At 66.1% G+C, this 16,062-nt stretch carries 16 protein-coding genes; 6 read left to right on the top strand and 10 right to left on the bottom strand.

Annotated elements, in window-relative coordinates; all coding sequences use genetic code 11:
* Positions 1-100: 100 nt before the first annotated feature.
* The 4 genes from PHQ87_RS00920 to PHQ87_RS00905 all read right to left on the bottom strand — a co-directional run bounded on the left by PHQ87_RS00920 (position 101) and on the right by PHQ87_RS00905 (position 3,362).
* The gene (locus PHQ87_RS00920) at positions 101-838 is read right to left on the bottom strand and encodes an amino acid ABC transporter ATP-binding protein (RefSeq protein ID WP_300230316.1); all 738 of its coding nucleotides are present in this window, start codon (positions 836-838) and stop codon (positions 101-103) included.
* Between the two features lie 38 nt (positions 839-876).
* Complete coding sequence (locus PHQ87_RS00915) at positions 877-1,542, bottom strand: amino acid ABC transporter permease (RefSeq protein ID WP_300230264.1); 666 nt, start codon at positions 1,540-1,542, stop codon at positions 877-879.
* A 66-nt stretch (positions 1,543-1,608) separates the two neighbouring features.
* Positions 1,609-2,367, bottom strand: coding sequence for an amino acid ABC transporter permease (locus PHQ87_RS00910; RefSeq protein WP_300230262.1), 759 nt, complete (start codon positions 2,365-2,367; stop codon positions 1,609-1,611).
* Positions 2,368-2,477: 110 nt separating this feature from the next.
* Positions 2,478-3,362: an amino acid ABC transporter substrate-binding protein gene (locus PHQ87_RS00905; protein WP_300230260.1), complete on the bottom strand. Its 885-nt coding sequence runs from the start codon at positions 3,360-3,362 to the stop codon at positions 2,478-2,480.
* A 269-nt stretch (positions 3,363-3,631) separates the two neighbouring features.
* On the opposite strand from PHQ87_RS00905, the gene PHQ87_RS00900 reads away from it, so the two are divergent.
* Together PHQ87_RS00900 and PHQ87_RS00895 are read left to right on the top strand one after the other, a co-directional pair.
* Positions 3,632-4,087 (top strand): DUF411 domain-containing protein, encoded by a 456-nt coding sequence (locus tag PHQ87_RS00900; protein ID WP_300230258.1) that lies wholly within the window; start codon positions 3,632-3,634, stop codon positions 4,085-4,087.
* Between the two features lie 56 nt (positions 4,088-4,143).
* Positions 4,144-5,484, top strand: a complete 1,341-nt coding sequence (locus tag PHQ87_RS00895; RefSeq protein ID WP_300230256.1) for a TAXI family TRAP transporter solute-binding subunit — start codon at positions 4,144-4,146, stop codon at positions 5,482-5,484.
* 9 nt (positions 5,485-5,493) lie between these two features.
* Here PHQ87_RS00895 and PHQ87_RS00890 read toward each other — a convergent pair whose 3' ends face one another.
* The 3 genes from PHQ87_RS00890 to PHQ87_RS00880 all read right to left on the bottom strand — a co-directional run bounded on the left by PHQ87_RS00890 (position 5,494) and on the right by PHQ87_RS00880 (position 8,688).
* Positions 5,494-7,560 (bottom strand): DUF1631 family protein, encoded by a 2,067-nt coding sequence (locus PHQ87_RS00890; RefSeq protein ID WP_300230254.1) that lies wholly within the window; start codon positions 7,558-7,560, stop codon positions 5,494-5,496.
* 96 nt (positions 7,561-7,656) lie between these two features.
* Positions 7,657-8,205, bottom strand: coding sequence for a DUF1415 domain-containing protein (locus PHQ87_RS00885; protein ID WP_300230252.1), 549 nt, complete (start codon positions 8,203-8,205; stop codon positions 7,657-7,659).
* Positions 8,206-8,262: 57 nt separating this feature from the next.
* Positions 8,263-8,688 carry a MerR family transcriptional regulator gene (locus PHQ87_RS00880; RefSeq protein ID WP_300230250.1) on the bottom strand — a complete coding sequence of 142 codons (426 nt, stop codon included), beginning with the start codon at positions 8,686-8,688 and terminating at the stop codon, positions 8,263-8,265.
* A 33-nt stretch (positions 8,689-8,721) separates the two neighbouring features.
* Between PHQ87_RS00880 and PHQ87_RS00875 the strand changes: the two genes are divergently transcribed.
* A complete protein-coding gene (locus PHQ87_RS00875) occupies positions 8,722-9,207 on the top strand; it encodes a hypothetical protein (protein WP_320387510.1) in 486 nt (161 codons plus the stop codon).
* A 9-nt stretch (positions 9,208-9,216) separates the two neighbouring features.
* Here the strand turns inward: PHQ87_RS00875 and PHQ87_RS00870 are convergent, their stop codons facing one another.
* From PHQ87_RS00870 to PHQ87_RS00860, 3 genes are all read right to left on the bottom strand, one after another.
* Entirely contained in the window at positions 9,217-10,371 is a 1,155-nt protein-coding gene (locus PHQ87_RS00870) for a 2Fe-2S iron-sulfur cluster-binding protein (RefSeq protein WP_300230248.1), read from the bottom strand.
* Between the two features lie 102 nt (positions 10,372-10,473).
* Positions 10,474-12,138 (bottom strand): energy-dependent translational throttle protein EttA, encoded by a 1,665-nt coding sequence (gene ettA, locus PHQ87_RS00865; RefSeq protein ID WP_300230246.1) that lies wholly within the window; start codon positions 12,136-12,138, stop codon positions 10,474-10,476.
* 98 nt (positions 12,139-12,236) lie between these two features.
* Positions 12,237-12,983, bottom strand: coding sequence for a hypothetical protein (locus tag PHQ87_RS00860; RefSeq protein ID WP_300230244.1), 747 nt, complete (start codon positions 12,981-12,983; stop codon positions 12,237-12,239).
* Positions 12,984-13,075: 92 nt separating this feature from the next.
* On the opposite strand from PHQ87_RS00860, the gene PHQ87_RS00855 reads away from it, so the two are divergent.
* From PHQ87_RS00855 to PHQ87_RS00845, 3 genes are all read left to right on the top strand, one after another.
* Positions 13,076-14,845 (top strand): DEAD/DEAH box helicase, encoded by a 1,770-nt coding sequence (locus PHQ87_RS00855; RefSeq protein ID WP_300230242.1) that lies wholly within the window; start codon positions 13,076-13,078, stop codon positions 14,843-14,845.
* 73 nt (positions 14,846-14,918) lie between these two features.
* The gene (locus tag PHQ87_RS00850) at positions 14,919-15,581 is read left to right on the top strand and encodes a response regulator transcription factor (protein ID WP_300230240.1); all 663 of its coding nucleotides are present in this window, start codon (positions 14,919-14,921) and stop codon (positions 15,579-15,581) included.
* The coding region (locus PHQ87_RS00845; protein WP_300230238.1) for a sensor histidine kinase N-terminal domain-containing protein at positions 15,578-16,062 on the top strand (485 nt) is incomplete at its 3' end. The genes PHQ87_RS00850 and PHQ87_RS00845, both read left to right, overlap by 4 nt.

The following is a 16,062-nucleotide window of genomic DNA, read 5'->3' as shown; positions in this document are numbered from 1 at the left end:
GCCAGATTACATGAGCCGCCGCCAGCGCCGAATCCGCATCAACCCCGTCTCCTGTCACGAACGGGACGATGCGGGGGCAGGTGCCGCAGGCACCCTGCGCTCAGTGCTGCAGGATCTTGTCCAGGAAGTCCTTGGTGCGCGGCTGGCGGTTCTCCGGATGGCCGAAGAACTCCTCCTTGGAGCAGTCTTCCAGGATGCGGCCGCCGACGTCGATGAAGATCACGCGGCTGGCCACCTTGCGCGCGAAACCCATCTCGTGCGTGACGCACATCATGGTCATGCCTTCCTTGGCCAGGCTGACCATGACGTCGAGCACCTCGCCCACCATCTCGGGGTCGAGCGCCGACGTGGGCTCGTCGAACAGCATCACGATGGGGTCCATCGACAGCGCGCGCGCAATCGCAACGCGCTGCTGCTGGCCACCGGAGAGCTGGCCCGGGAACTTGTCCTTGTGCGCCATCAGGCCCACGCGGTCCAGCATCTTCAGCCCGCGCGCCCTGGCCTCATCCAGGCTGCGGCCGAGCACCTTCACCTGCGCAATGGTCAGGTTCTCCGTCACCGACAGATGCGGGAAAAGTTCGAAGTGCTGGAACACCATCCCCACCTTGGAGCGCAGCTTGGGCAGGTCGGTCTTCGGATCGTTGACCTTGATGCCGTTGACGATGATCTCGCCTTTCTGGATGGGCTCCAGACCGTTGACGGTCTTGATGAGCGTGGACTTGCCCGAGCCCGACGGGCCGCAGACGACCACCACGTCGCCCTTGTCGATGCTCACGTTGCACTCGTTGAGCACCTGAACGGGCCCGTACCACTTGGACACGCCCTTGATTTCGATCATTTTTTCAGACATGAATGACTCCTGTGACGCGTCCCTGTTCAGCGGATGATGGCAATTTTCTTGTGCAGCCGCTTCACGAAATACGACAGGGAGAAGCAGATCACGAAATAGACGACGGCCGCCAGCAGATAGCTTTCGGTCGGCCGGCCGAAGTTCTTGCCGGCGGTCTCGAAGCCCTTGAGCAGGTCGTAGGCACCGATGGCATACACCAGCGAGGTGTCCTGGAACAGGATGATGGTCTGCGTCAGCAGCACCGGCAGCATGTTGCGGAACGCCTGCGGCAGGATCACCAGCCTCATGTTCTGGGCATAGGTCATGCCCAGCGCCTGGCCGGCGAAGACCTGACCGCGCGGGATCGACTGGATGCCCGCGCGCATGATCTCGCTGAAGTAGGCCGCCTCGAAGGCAATGAAGGTGATGATCGCCGAGGTCTCGGCCCCGATGGGCCGCCCGACGACGAAGGGCACCAGCAGGAAGAAGCCCAGGATCACCATCACCAGCGGGATGGAGCGCATCCCGTTGACGTAGAAGGCCGCCGGCGCATCGAGCCACTTGCGGCCGGACAGGCGCATCAGCGCCAGCAGCGTGCCGAAGAAGATGCCACCCAGCGTCGCGACCGCCGTCAGGAAGACGCTGAAGTAGAAGCCCTTGACGACGAAGTTGGAGATGACATCCCAGTTGTAGAAACCGAAGTCGAGGTTCATGTCAGACCTCCCTCCGGCCGGCGAAGGCGCCCGCGGGCGCGCGATGGACGGGGTTGCGCAGCATCATCAGTGCCCCCCTCCCGTGCCGCCGGCGGCGACGAAGCCCGGCACGCGCACCTTCTTCTCGACGAAGGCCATGATGCGGTTGATCGCCATGGCGGAGATCACGTACAGGATCACCACGCCGATGTAGATCTCCATCGGTCGCGAGGTTTCCTCGCTGGCCTGCAGGTAGAACTGCGTCAGCTCCGCGATCGACACCGCGAAGGCCACCGACGAGTTCTTGAAGATGTTCATCGACTCGCTGGTCAGCGGCGGAATGATGATCCGGTACGCCATCGGCAGGATCACGTAGCGGTAGGTCTGTGCCGTGGTGAATCCCACCGCCATGCCCGCGTAGCGCTGGCCCTTGGGCAGCGCCTGGATGCCGGCGCGCACCTGCTCGGCAATGCGGGCCGACGTGAACAGCCCCAGCGCGATCACCACGAGGATGAACGGCGAGAAACTCCGCATCGCCGGAATCAGCGCCGGCACGACGTAGTACCAGAGGAAGATCTGCACCAGCAGCGGAATGTTGCGAAACAGCTCGACCCAGGCATTGCCCAGCCGCACCAGCCAGGGGCTGTCCGGCAGCGTGCGCAGCACGCCGATGATCGAACCGACGACCAGCGCCACCAGCAGGGCGCACAGTGCCACCGACACCGTCCAGCCCCACGCCGAGAGCATCCAGTCCAGATACGTGATGTCACCACCGCTGCCGAAGCAGCCCGGCATCACCTCGCCCTCGATGGTGTCCTTGCAGTAAACCTGCCAATCCCAGTTCATCGGAACTCCTGTGTGCAATGGCCTGAGCGCCGGACCTGTGCTCTCCCGGCTGCCCAAAAACAAACGCCCGCCACGGTCTGCGGCAGGCGCTGTTCAGGCCATCATGAGCCTCAGTTCTTGACGAAGTCTTCCGCCGGCTTGTTGTTGGGGTTGGCCCAGGCAGCCCTGGTGGCTTCGGACAGCGGCAGGCCCAGCGGCGTGTTGGTGGGCGGCACGGGCTGCACCATCCACTTGTCGTACAGCTTCTCGAGCGAGCCGTCCTTGATCTGGCGTTCGATGCTGGCGTTGACCGCGTTCAGGAAGGCCGTGTCACCCTTGCGCACCATGCAGGCGATGGGCTCCACCGACAGCTCGGGGCCGACGATCGCGAAGTCCTTCGGGTTCTTGGACTTGGAGATGTTGGCCGCCAGGATGGAGGCATCCATCACGAAGGCATCGGCGCGGCCGGACTCGAGCAGCAGGAAGCTGTCGGCATGGTCCTTGCCCATGACTTCCTTGAAATCGATGCCCTGGGCGCGTTCGTTGCGGCGCAGGATCTGCACCGATGTGGTGCCGGTGGTCACCGCCACGGTCTTGCCGTTGAGGTCCTTCAGGTCCTTGATGCCCGAATTGGCCTTCACCGCCACGCGCACCACTTCCATGTAGGTGTTGTGGGCGAAGTCCACGTCCTTGGCACGGGTGCGGTTGTTGGTGGTGGAACCGCACTCCAGGTCCACCGTGCCGTTCTGCACCAGCGGGATGCGGTTTTGCGAGGTCACCAGCGTGTAGTTGATCTTGACGGGCTTGCCCACCTGCTTGGACAGGTCGTCAACGATGCGCTCTGCCATTTCGGTGTGAAAACCCACGTACTTGCCGCCGCCCAGGGTATAGGACAGGGCAGAAGAGTCACGCACCCCCAGGGAGATAGTGCCGCTGTCCTTGATCTTTTGGAGGGTATCGGCCTGAGCCACACCAACCGCCAGCGTGGCGGCCAGGACGAGCAGGGATTTCTTCATGAAAACTCCTTGTGAGAAAAAGTGAATGTCATTCTACGCAGGCCTGCGCCATCGTTGCCCGCAGGTTTTCCTGAATATGTCACGCAACGTCATGCAGGGTATGCATGGGAGCTACCCCCCAATGTCATAGCAAGCAGGTTTCGCGCCAGAAACCTCTTCTTTCAGACATGGCGAGCGCAAGGTGTCGGCACGGGGTCAACCATGCCACCCCAGGGGTGTGCTGCGGGGCACAATCGGCAGATCATGCATCCACCGATGGAGTCGTCCTCATGAAACGCCGTTCGCTCATGCTGGCACTGCCCGCGCTGGCCGCCACTGCCCACCTGCCGGCGCGACCGCAGGCCCTGCCCACACTGGAAGTCTGGAAGGACCCGAACTGCGGTTGCTGCAAGGACTGGATCGCCCACCTGGAGCAGGCCCGCTTTCGCGTGCGCAGCCACGACAGCGGCAACACGGCCGCGCGCCAGCGCCTGGGGCTTGCGCCACGCTACGCCTCGTGCCACACCGCGCTCATTGCCGGCTACGCGATCGAAGGCCACGTCCCCGCGCGCGACATCCAGCGCCTGCTGGCCGAAAGACCGGATGCGCTGGGACTGGCGGTCCCCGGCATGCCGGTCGGCAGCCCGGGCATGGACGGCCCGGTCTATGGCGGCCGCCGCGACCCGTACGACGTGCTGCTGGTGCTGCGCAACGGCGGGCATCGCGTCTACCAGTCGTATGCCTGACACCCCGCCGCCGCCCGTGTCGGCGGTTTCCGCCGGGCCCGTGATAACGTTGCCGCATGCCCACGAACATCCGCTACACCCTGCTGTCGCTGCGCGACCTGCTCGTTTCGATGGGGCCGTTCGTGCTGCTGACCATCGCGCTGCTCGCGCTGGCCTACTGGTGGCTCGATCCGACGCCGCCGCGTCGCGTCGTGCTGGCCACTGGCCCCGAACAAAGCGCCTACGACGAGTTCGGCAAGCGCTACCAGCAGGCGCTGGCGCGCTACGGCATCCAGGTGGAGCTGCTGCGCACGGAGGGCTCGTCGGACAACCTGCAATGGCTGCGCAACGGCCGCGCCGATCTGGGATTCGTGCAGGGTGGCAGCGCCGACCTGGGCTACGACGACGATGACGCCATCGTCTCCCTGGGCAGCCTGTTCGTCGAACCTCTGTGGCTGTTCTACCGTGAGGACGCCGCGCGCCGCGTCGCCCCGGACGGTGTCGTGGACAGCCTGGCCCAGCTCCAGGGCTGGCGCGTCAATGTGGGCACGGCAGGCAGCGGCGTGCCCCGCCTGTTCGGCACCCTGCTGGACGCCAACCGGATCGAGCGTGACAGCCTGCACCTGTCCGAGCTGGCCCAGACGCCGGCGACGGTGGCGTTCCTGGAGGGCGGGCTCGACGCCCTGGTGTTCGCCTCGGCGCCGGAATCGCTGATCGTGCAGATGCTGCTGCAGACACCGGGCGTACGGCTGATGAACTTTGCCCAGAGCGAGGCCTATGCGCGCCGCTTCGGCTACCTGACACCGGTGGTCCTGCCCCAGGGCGTGGTCGACCTGGCGGCCAACCAGCCCGAGCGGGACATGCGTCTGGTCGCCTCCACCACCAGCCTGCTGGCGGGTGCCGACACCCACCCGGCCATTCTGCAGTTGTTCGCCCAGTCCGCCGTCGGGCTGCACGGTGGTGCGAGCTGGTTCAACCGCGCCCGGCAGTACCCCAACCTGGAGCATGGCGAGGTGCCCCTGTCACCCGAGGCCGTGCGCGCCATCCAGAACGGCCCACCCTTCCTGCAGCGCTACCTGCCGTTCTGGCTGGCCAACCTGATCGAGCGCATGTGGCTCGCCATGGGTCTGATCATCGCGCTGGCGCTGCCGCTGTCGCGCATCGTGCCGCCGCTGTACACCTTCCGCATCCGCTCGCGCGTGTTCCGCTGGTATGCCGAGCTGCGCGGCATTGAGCAGGACTACGACAACGATCCCCGCCACCGCCCCGAGTTGCTCGCGGCGCTCGATGCCCTCGACACCAAGGCGCAGAAAGTGGTCCTGCCGCTGGCGTACACCGACGAACTGTATGCGCTGCGTGCCAACATCGATCTGGTGCGCAAGAAGCTTCAGCGCGCGCCAGGCGATCCGGCGGCCTGACGGGCCACGTCAGGCCTTCAGGCTGTTGATCCAGGCCTGGCGGGCCACGGCGTCGAGCGCGTCGTCCACCATGCCGTGCTGCGCCACCACGCGCAGACGACCCGACTCCAGGGTATGGATCAGCCCGCGCTGGGTCAGCGATACCGAACGGCCGTCGGCAGAATTGAACAGGAACATGGTGCCGTGCGGACTGGCCCAGGTCAGCTGGCACCGCAGCGCGCCCTCGTCCCGCCACAGGTCCACCCAGGTGCCCACCTCCAGCGGCAGCCTGGAGCGGCCGGCGTTTTCCTGCTGGATGTCGTGCCAGTCACGCTGCAATGGCTGGGTGTTCTCGAAGGCCGGCTGCGTCGGTACAACACCCAGATCGTCGATGAAGCCGGTGTCCTTGGCCTCGGCCGGACGCAACCAGGCGTCGTCTTCGTCGGGCTCGAAGCGGCTGGGCTCGCTTTCCGTCAGCGGTTGCTGGGCCTTGTAGGCGGCCTCGTGCAGCCCCATCAGCGCCTGAAAGAACGTTTCGGCCTGGGCCTGCGGGTAGTCGATGCTGGCCAGCCCCTCGCGCAAGGTGCGCAGCAACTGGGGAATGAGCTTGACCAGGCGCGGCCGGTTGCGGCTGGCCAGCGCCAGCTGGCTGGACCACAGCAGGTCGGGCAGGATCGCCATGTAGCGCATCGCCGGCGCATCGCCCGGCATGTCCAGGCCGGTCGCGCTCGCCTCCAGCCGGGCTTGCGCCACCACCTGGGACCAGGGGCCGGTCAGGAAGCGCCGCACCACGCCCGGAGCCCGGGCGAAATCGTTGCGCGCCTCGATTTCGGTCGCCACGCGCTGGGCCAGCAGGTTCCTCTGCTCGACCTTCACCAGTGTCTGCACGGCGATGCCACGGGCCGGTGTGCGCGTCGGGCTGGCCACCTGGCCCAGACGCATCAACTGCTGCTCCAGCCGGCTCGCGAGGTCCGGCCCCTCCTGCTGCAGCACCTTCACACTCTGCCGCACCAATTTCGCGTAGTCCGAAAAACCCTCATCCTGCTCGCTGGTGAACGCCAGCCCGCGCTCGGTGATCGTCTCCAGCAGACGGCGCGCCGGATTCTGCCGGTCGGCGAAGAAACGCGGCTCGTCACGCGCCATCCGCAGCAGGGTGGGCTTGAGGCTGCCCAGCATGGCCCGCACCTTCGGCAACAGGCGCACGTCCTCGGTGATGTTGCGCAGCATCAGCGTCACGACCTCGGCGGCCAGCGAGTTCACCATCTCGGCCCCGGCACCGGCATGACCCGTGCCTGTCGCCGGGTTGTCCTTCTCATCCAGGTTGCCCACCAGCAAACGGTGCAAATGGTCGAGCGTCAGCAGACCCTGCTCGCCCTGTGGAGCCGACGGGGCACGTCGCGGCGCACCTGCCGCGCGCGACGACACCGACTTGGTCATGGCCGTCTGCGTCACCACATAGCCGGCGGGCTGCACCCCCTGGCGGGACAGCCACGCGGACAGGTCGCGATACAGTTGCTGAATCTCCTGCCCGAGGACGACCGCGCCGCCGTGCAGCCAGCTCGACCGGATGGCGGGATCGACATGCAGCGTCTCCAGCGCACGCATCAGCGTCTGCACGATCACTTCGGGCCGCAAGGGGTTCGCGTCGGCCCGGACAATCGCCTGTCCCTGCGCACCGCACAGCAGCGAATTGAACGCCACCAGCTCTTCGTCGACCGCCATTTTCACGATCTGCAGGACCCGCCCCTGCTCGACTTTCTCGTGCACCTGGTCGTCGTCCATCAGTTCCAGATCGTCCAGACTCAGCCGGTCCAGCGACATGGGCCGCTGCATGGTCGCCCCCTGTGGCCCGCCGTCGTGCGAGGGCAGGCTCTGGGCCAGGGTTTCGATGAAGCGGGCCGCAATCAGGTCGCCAAAGGACTCCAGTGCCTTGCGCGCCGTGTGGTAAGTGTGCTTGTCCTGGGCATTGACCGCGGTGACCTCGTTCGAACGCAGGTTCTGCGACAACCCGGCCAGCCAGCGCGGCACCCATTCCTGCGAGCGCACCAGCGCTTCCTGCAGACAGACATCGTAGACGGAGTTCGAAACGGAGGACATGGGTATCGGGCGGCCTTCAATCATCACGAGACCGTCCGGATTGTGGGGCGAAAAGCACTTGACCGCTACCCGGCGATCCCCGGGAGCCCCCCATTTTCAGCGCCGTGCCAACAGGTCGGCCCAGCCGGCCAGGCCCAGCTCGCGCATGGTGCGGATGTTCCGCTCGACGATCACCTGCGCATCGCCCCCCTCGGTGGCCACCGCCTTTTCCACGCTGGCCTCGCGCAGCAGGTGCAGCGTCGGATAGGGTGAGCGGTTGGTGCAGTGCCCCGGGTCGTCTTCGGGCTCACCCTCGAACAGGAACTGCGGGTGAAAGCTGGCCACCTGGATCACGCCATCGAGCCCATGCTCGGTCACCACGTCGTCGACCACGTTCAGGAAGTCGTTGAAGACGAAAAAGTCGGGGAACAAGGTCGGGTGCACCAGCAGCGTGGTGTCGATCTCCTCGGCCGGCGTACCCGCCAGCAGTTCCAGCTCGCGGTCCAGTTCGTCCAGGAAGGCATCCAGATGCCGTGCCCGGCTCACGACGATGCGCACCTGGTTCTTCACATAGACCGCGCGCGCAAACGGGCACAGGTTGAGCCCGATCACCGCCTTCTCGATCCAGTGGCGGGTGTCTGCGAGAACGGTGGCGTCATCAGTCATGGGCATGGGAGCGGCGGCAGCCACAGAAGAGATACGAAACCGTCAATGGTAGCGACATCACCCGACGGCCCGGCCATCTCGACCCGAAGCCGGTTGGCGCACACGGGATCGAACCGCCAGATGCTGCTCGGCAGCCTCACGCAGCGGGCACGTTGACGCGACACGCGCCACCAGGGCTTCGCGCAGCGACTGCAGCGCAGCAATCCTCTCATCGATGCGCCGGATCTTCTCCTGAAGAACACGGTCGATTTCCGGCGCCGGCTCGTCCATCTGCCACAGCAGGGGCAGCCGATCGCCGATTTCAGCCAGGCTGAATCCCAGGCCCTGCGCCGTGCGGATGTAGCGCACCAGCGACACGGTTTCCGGAGGGAAGCGGCGATACCCATTGGACATGCGCCGGGAACGCACCAGCCCTTGCTTCTCATAGAAGCGCAAGGTCTCGCGGGTGACCCCGCTCGCCGCGGCCAGTTCACCGATCAGCATGCCCGCTCCCGGCAGGAAAAGGAAAAGGGAAAAGTGCTTGACCTTGAAGCGTACTTCATCCCTGACATTGTGAACGTCATCCCCTCTGAGCGCGCCATCATGAAACCCACGACCTATCTTCGAATCGTCCGCAGCAGCGCCTGGTACGACCTGCTGGTAACGTGGCCGTTCGCCACGCCATGGACCTTTGGCTGGCTGTACGACCAACTGGCCCGGCTCGCCAGCACGGCTGGCATTCCTGGCGTCACGCCGCCGCTGGATGCCATGCACCTGCTGCTGGCGAACTTGCTGGGCTCGGCTGTCATCGCCTGGTCGCTGGCTCGCATGCTTTCTCCGAGCATCCGGCTGGGACGGCTGGATGCCATGGCGCGATGGCTGTTCCTGTGCTGGCAGATCGTCGCGGTGTCCGCGGGTGCCAATGCCATCATATTGCTGTTCAGCAGCATGGAGCTGCTCTTCGGCATCCTGCAGTCATTGCCGGTCCGGCCCGGCATCCCGGACAACCGCCGGGACGCCTGAGCGGCGAAATCAGTCGGTCGCCTGTTGCCCGGCCCGGCCCGCCATGCAGGCCGGGCAACTGATCTGACCCGTGCGCAGGTGGTACCGGACCGTCGTGCCATTGGGCACTTCGGCGCCGCAATGGTCGCACAGAGAGGCTTCACCCAGCACCTCCAGCGCAAACCCCTCGGTCCGGACGAGCGTATCGCCCACCTTGCGGGGCCACGCCTTGTCCTTGACGATGTCGGCGCGGTAGTATTCCTCGAAGCGGGTCCAGCGCTGGATCTGGCCCTCGCTCAGGCCATGCTCACGCAAGGTCTGCACCATCAGGCGCTGGCGGTGGTCGAACAGGGCATGGGGAATGACCATCCAGTGGTGCGCGTTGCGCGGCGCGTCTCCCCAATAGACCTTGGCGCCGGTCATGCGCTGCTGCAGGAAACTGTACTGCTTGCCGGCTGCCCGATCGGGCGTGACACCATGGAAAAACGGCGCAAGCAGGGGGTCGGCATACACCTTGGCGTAGAAAGCGTCGAGCACCTGCCGTACGCGCCGACCCTGATCCAGCTCGTCCCACAGCGCCGGGTCGGTGGTCGGCGCTGTGGTTTGCTCGGGCAGGTCGTCGTAATCGGGCGTGAACGGACCACGCACCTCGAACACCCCCCCGAACTCGGCGCCCGGCGCGAACACGTCGGGCACCGTCTCGCCCTCGCCCAGCACCCAGCGCGCTTCCATCACCACGGCCTCGGCGGGATCGCTGCTGAGCATGAGCACCGGCTCGTTGGCCTGCGCCGCGCCGTTGACCAGCCTGAGGGTCTGGCCCATGCGGTACTCGAGCTTTTGCGATGGCTCGAAGACAATGCGCAACGACCCGCTCTCATGGCCATCCACCTCGACCAGCATGCAGCTCGTCACCATGTCCTGCGCCCGCTTCGGCCCCAGGCGCATCGGGCCCGTGGGCGTGCACCGGCAGGGCAGGAAATAGCCCAGCGATCTGAGTCGCTCGGGCAGCGCGCGCCGGGCCACGTCGGGCACCTCGCCCTCCAGGCAATGCAGCATGCAGGTGTGGCACGAACCACCCTTGCAGGAAAACGCCACGTCCGCGCCCACGCGCAGCAAGGCATCGAGCACGGTCTCGCCCTCGAAGGGCGAAACCACCTTGTCCTGGAAAACAATATCGCGTGTCATGTCATCGTCCACGCCGCGCCTGCGGGCAAGGGCACCGCCGGGGCGGGAATGGCGGGTACCGCCTCCTGGAGAGCGTGACGCCGGAGGCGGCGCGGGAGTGCCTTATTTCAGGGACTTGAAGCGCGCGCGCTTGGGCCGCGCGCCCTCTTCGCCCAGGCGCCTCTTCTTGTCGGCTTCGTACTCGGTGAAGTTGCCGTCGTAGAAGTACCACTGGCTGTCGCCCTCGTAGGCCAGGATGTGGGTGCAGATGCGGTCGAGGAACCAGCGGTCGTGCGAGATCACCATGGCCGAGCCGGCAAACTCCAGCAGCGCCTCTTCCAGCGCGCGCAGGGTTTCCACGTCGAGGTCGTTCGAGGGCTCGTCGAGCATCAGCACGTTGCCCCCCTGGGCCAGGGTCTTGGCCAGGTGCAGGCGACCGCGCTCACCACCCGAGAGATTTTTCACCAGCTTTTGCTGGTCGTTGCCCTTGAAGTTGAAGCGGCCGATGTAGGCCCGGCTGGGCATGACGAACTTGCCGACGGTGATGTTGTCCAGCCCGCCGGAGACGTCTTCCCACACGGTCTTGTCACCGTCGAGCGATTCGCGGCTCTGGTCCACGAAGGCCAGCTTGGCGGTCTGGCCGATGACGATCTCGCCGCTGTCGGGCTGCTCGACACCCTGGATCATGCGGAACAGCGTGGATTTGCCCGCGCCGTTGGGGCCGATGATGCCGACGATGGCACCGGCCGGCACCTTGAAGCTCAGGTTGTCGATCAGCACGCGGTCGCCGAAGGACTTGGTCACGCCGTTGAACTCGATCACCTGCGCGCCCAGGCGCTCGGCCACGGGGATGAAAATCTCGTTGGTCTCGTTGCGCTTCTGGTATTCGACGTCGCTCAGCTCCTCGAAGCGGGCCAGGCGCGCCTTGCTCTTGGCCTGGCGGCCCTTGGCGTTGGAGCGCACCCACTTGAGTTCCTCCTTCATGGCCTTGGCGCGGGCGTCCTCGCTCTTTTGCTCCTGCTCCAGGCGCTTTTCCTTCTGGTCGAGCCAGTCGGTGTAGTTGCCCTTGTAGGGGATGCCATGGCCACGGTCGAGTTCGAGAATCCACTCGGCAGCGTTGTCCAGGAAGTAGCGGTCGTGGGTGATGGCCACCACGGTGCCCGGGAAGCGCTGCAGGAATTGCTCCAGCCAGTGCACACTCTCGGCGTCCAGGTGGTTGGTCGGCTCGTCCAGCAGCAGCATGTCGGGCTTGGACAGCAGCAGACGGCACAGGGCCACGCGGCGCTTCTCGCCACCGGACAGGTTCTTGATGACGGCATCCCAGGGCGGCAGGTTCAGCGCATCGGCGGCCAGCTCCAGTTGCAGGTCGGAGTTCTCGGAACCGCTGGCGGCGATGATGGCTTCCAGCTCCGCCTGCTCGGCGGCCAGGGCATCGAAATCGGCATCGGGCTCGGCATAGGCGGCATACACCTCATCCAGGCGTGCCTTGGCCTTGAGCGCACCACCGATGCCCTCCTCCACCGCCTGGCGCACGGTCTGTTCGGGGTCGAGCTGCGGCTCCTGCGGCAGGTAGCCGATCCGGATGCCCGGCATCGGGATGGCTTCGCCCTCGATCTCCTTGTCCACGCCGGCCATGATCTTGAGCAGGGTGGACTTGCCCGAGCCGTTGAGGCCGAGCACGCCGATCTTGGCGCCGGGGAAGAAGCTGAGCGAAATGTCTTTCAAGATCTGCCGCTTGGGCGGCACGGTCTTGGAGACGCGGTTCATGGAGAAAACGTATTGGGCCATGGTTTCCAGCAGTACGGGAAGGCGGCCGGCAAAACCGGTCCATCTTCACCTGGTGAAGAAGCAATCGAACGAGGGGGAAGAGGCGGCAATCGCCCGCATCAGGGGGGCGACAGTGGATCGCCAACCCCATCATTATCCCGCGAGGAAGGATCCGGCGGTCTGAGCACGGCCTGAATGGCCGGTGGCAGCATCGATTCGCGCAGCCAGGGCGGCACCTCGACCGGGTCGAACCAACAGGCGTGGCGAGCCGCCATCCACAGGCCGCGCAGCCAGCGGTGCAGCCCCGCACGGCTGAACTGCAGCACCCGGTCTTCCCCATCCTCCAGCGCCAGATGCACGGTGCACACGCCATCCGGATGCAAGGTGGCGTGCAGCCCGGTGCACAACACATAGGAGGCCTCACGCGAGACCGCACGCGATTCCTCACCCAAGCGGATGGGAACGTCGGCGGGCGCCGTCGGCAGCCCCCCGCCACTGTCTTCGTTGAACGCCAGCTGGTGCTCGATCCGCGCCCGTGTGGACGCATCCGCGCCTGCCATTGCCCCGGGGGTGCTGACCTCCAGTTGATGCGCCATACCCACCAGCAGGTGGGCCGCGATGCGCCGCGTCAACCAGACACGCCGGGGTTCATCGCCCAGGCTCAGCCAGACACGATCCGCCGAATCGAGGTAACCGAAGGTGGTGGTCAACATGGCGCCATTCCAACATTTGCGCGACTTTCTGGCCATCCCCGCGCCAAAGTCCCGCCAAATCCGTGCGACAATACGGGCGTCCGTTTCTTCAGTCAGGAACGGCGGCCCATCGAGGCATCCATCGCTGGCGCATCGCCGCAGGTGATCGGACACCCGTGAATCCCATCAACCCGGACTGGTCGGCGGCCCCTGCGGCTGCCGTGAAGGTTGATGCTCTGCGCCCCGCAGTGGCGCCCCATCTTGACATGAACTTTGAAGAACTGAAACTGGTTCCGGCCATCGTGCAGGCCGTGCGCGAGCAAGGCTACGAGCACCCCACCCCCATCCAGGCCGAGGCCATCCCGGCCGTGCTCGCGGGCCGCGACCTGCTGGCCGGCGCCCAGACCGGCACCGGCAAGACGGCCGCCTTCACCCTGCCCATGCTGCAACGCCTGTCGCAGGGCGAGCGGGCCACGAGCCAGTTCGGCGGCATCGGCATCCGCGCCCTGGTGCTGACCCCCACGCGCGAGCTCGCCGCCCAGGTCGAAGAATCGGTGCGTACCTACGGCAAGCACCTGGGGCTGACCTCCACCGTCATCTTCGGTGGCGTGGGCATGAACCCGCAGATCAACGCCATGAAGAAGGGCGTCGACATCCTGGTCGCCACCCCCGGACGCCTGCTGGACCTGCAACAGCAAGGCCACATGGACCTGTCCACGGTGCAGATCCTGGTGCTCGACGAGGCCGACCGCATGCTCGACATGGGCTTCATCCATGACGTGCGCAAGGTGCTGGCCCTGCTGCCGGGCGACAAGCAAAGCCTGCTGTTCTCGGCCACCTTCAGCGACGACATCCGCGAACTGGCCAATGGCCTGCTGCACGATCCGCTGCACATCCAGGTCACGCCGCCCAATACCACGGTACAGCGCATCACCCAGGTGATCCACCCCGTGGGTCGCGACAAGAAGAAGGCCCTGCTGGTGCACATCATCCAGCAGCACGACTGGAGCCAGGTACTGGTCTTCACGCGAACGAAGTTCGGTGCCAACAACGTGGCCGACTACCTGACGAAGAACGGCATCAAGGCCATGGCGCTGCACGGCAACAAGAGCCAGGGTGCACGCACGCAGGCACTGGCCGGCTTCAAGAGTGGTGAAATCCGCGCCCTGGTCGCCACCGACATCGCCGCACGCGGCATCGACATCGACGACCTGCCGCACGTCGTCAACTACGAGATCCCCAACATCCCCGAGGACTACGTGCATCGCATCGGCCGCACCGGCCGTGCCGGGCGCGAGGGACAGGCCGTCAACCTCGTCTGCCTGGACGAGGAAGGCTTCATGATGGAGATCGAGCGCTTCACCAAGCAGCAGATTCCCGTGCAGATCTTCCCGGAATTCATGCCCGATGCCGGCGAGAAAGCCGAGCCCATCGCGATGGGCCGCCAGACCCTGTGGGGTGGCGCCGGCAAGCCGCCGAGCCGGGAGGCCATGGCGGCGGCGGCCAAGGCCGCACGCCAGGAGATGATGCAGCGCATCCGTGAGAAGAAGGCCGGCGAGGGCCAAGGCAGGGCACGGGGCAAGGACACCCGTCCACCGGCGCGCAACGGCGCCGACGCGCCGATGGCGGCCCGGCAGTCCGACCATGCCGACATCGGGGAACCCCGTCCGCAGGGCCAGCAAGCACAGGACCGGGCCGAAGGCGACGGCCGCTCGCGCCGCCGCCGTCGGCGCGGTGGCAGCGCCCAGTCACAGCAAGGGCCACGCCAGGAGCGTATGCCGCGCTTCGATGGTGAGCAGGACGAGCGCCCCGAGCGCCAGCCCGGCCCCAACGCCCATCTGGGCCAGTTGCGCATCCGCGACCCCAAACCCCGCACCCCGGCACCCGGCGGCCAGCCGGATCCGCTGCGCACCAGCATCGATGCCATGCGCACTGGCAACCGCCACAAGAACAAGGCTGGCAACAAGCAGCGCGGTGGCGGCATGGGCGGCGGTGGCGCCGACCCGCTGCGCACGAGTTTCGGCCGGATCCGCTAAGAGGCGACCACCGGCGCCCGCTGGTCGTCGCCCCCGCGCAGACGCAGCCCCGGGATATGACAGGATAGGGACCATGCGTCTGCTGCTTGTCGAAGATGACGCCATGCTCGGCTCCGGCATGGAGCGTGCCCTGCGCCTGGCAGGCTTCACGGTGGACCGTGTGGCCGATGGCGGGCACGCCCTGCGGGCCGTCCAGGCGCAAGGCTATGACGCCATCTTGCTGGACCTCGGCCTGCCCAAGGTCGACGGCCTGCAGGTCCTGCGCACCATGCGCGGGCAAGGCATCGAAACACCGGTGCTGCTCATCACCGCCCGCAACGCGATACAGGACCGGGTCGCCGGTCTCAACGCCGGCGCAGACGACTATCTGTGCAAACCCTTCGACCTGGACGAACTGACGGCCCGCATTCATGCTGTCACGCGACGCCGTGCCGGCCGGGCCAGTCCGGTGCTGCAACTGGGCCGGCTGAGGCTGGATCCGATTGCGCGCCAGGCCTGTCTGGGTGAGCGTGTGTTGCCACTGTCGCCCAGGGAGTTCGACCTGCTGGAGCTGCTGCTGCGCCAGCCAGGCGCGGTGATGTCGATCGAAGCCCTCGAGACACACCTGTATGCCTGGGACAAGGATGTGAACAGCAACGCCGTTGCGGTCCACCTGCACCATCTGCGGCGCAAGCTGGGCGAGCCCTGGATCGTCAATGTCCGGGGCGTCGGTTACAAGCTGATCGATCCGTCGTGAAGTCCATCCGCTCGCACCTGCTGACTTTGCAGGCGTCGGCCTTGCTGATCACGGCGCTGGTCGTCAGCCTGATGACATTCCGGCTCGCATGGAACGGCTTCAACAACGTGCGCGACCTGGGGCTGGAGCAGATCGCCGCCACCGTGCTGCGCCACGACACCTCGCTCGACGGTGAACCGTTCGCAGCGTCCGGGTCTGCCCCGCAGGGGCAACCGGATGAGGACGAGGACCATTTCGTCAGCCAGATCTGGACCCGGGACGGACAGCTGCTGTTTTCGTCATTGCCCCAGGTCGGCCCCCCCCTGCAAAGTGTGGGGCACCACATCGTGACCTGGCAGGGCCAGAGCTGGCGCGTTTTTGCCGTCGACGAGGACGATCGCGTGGTCCAGGTCGCCGTCACCACCGCCATCCGGCGGCAGCACTTCTATGACCTGGTGCGCTGGCTGACACTGCCATTGCTGCTGCTGGTGCTCCTGCTCGG

This window comes from Hydrogenophaga sp., from assembly GCF_028698005.1.
Classification (GTDB): domain Bacteria; phylum Pseudomonadota; class Gammaproteobacteria; order Burkholderiales; family Burkholderiaceae_C; genus Hydrogenophaga.
The sequence above is the reverse complement of the archived record's forward strand: the minus strand, read 5'-3'. Positions and strand labels throughout refer to the sequence as shown.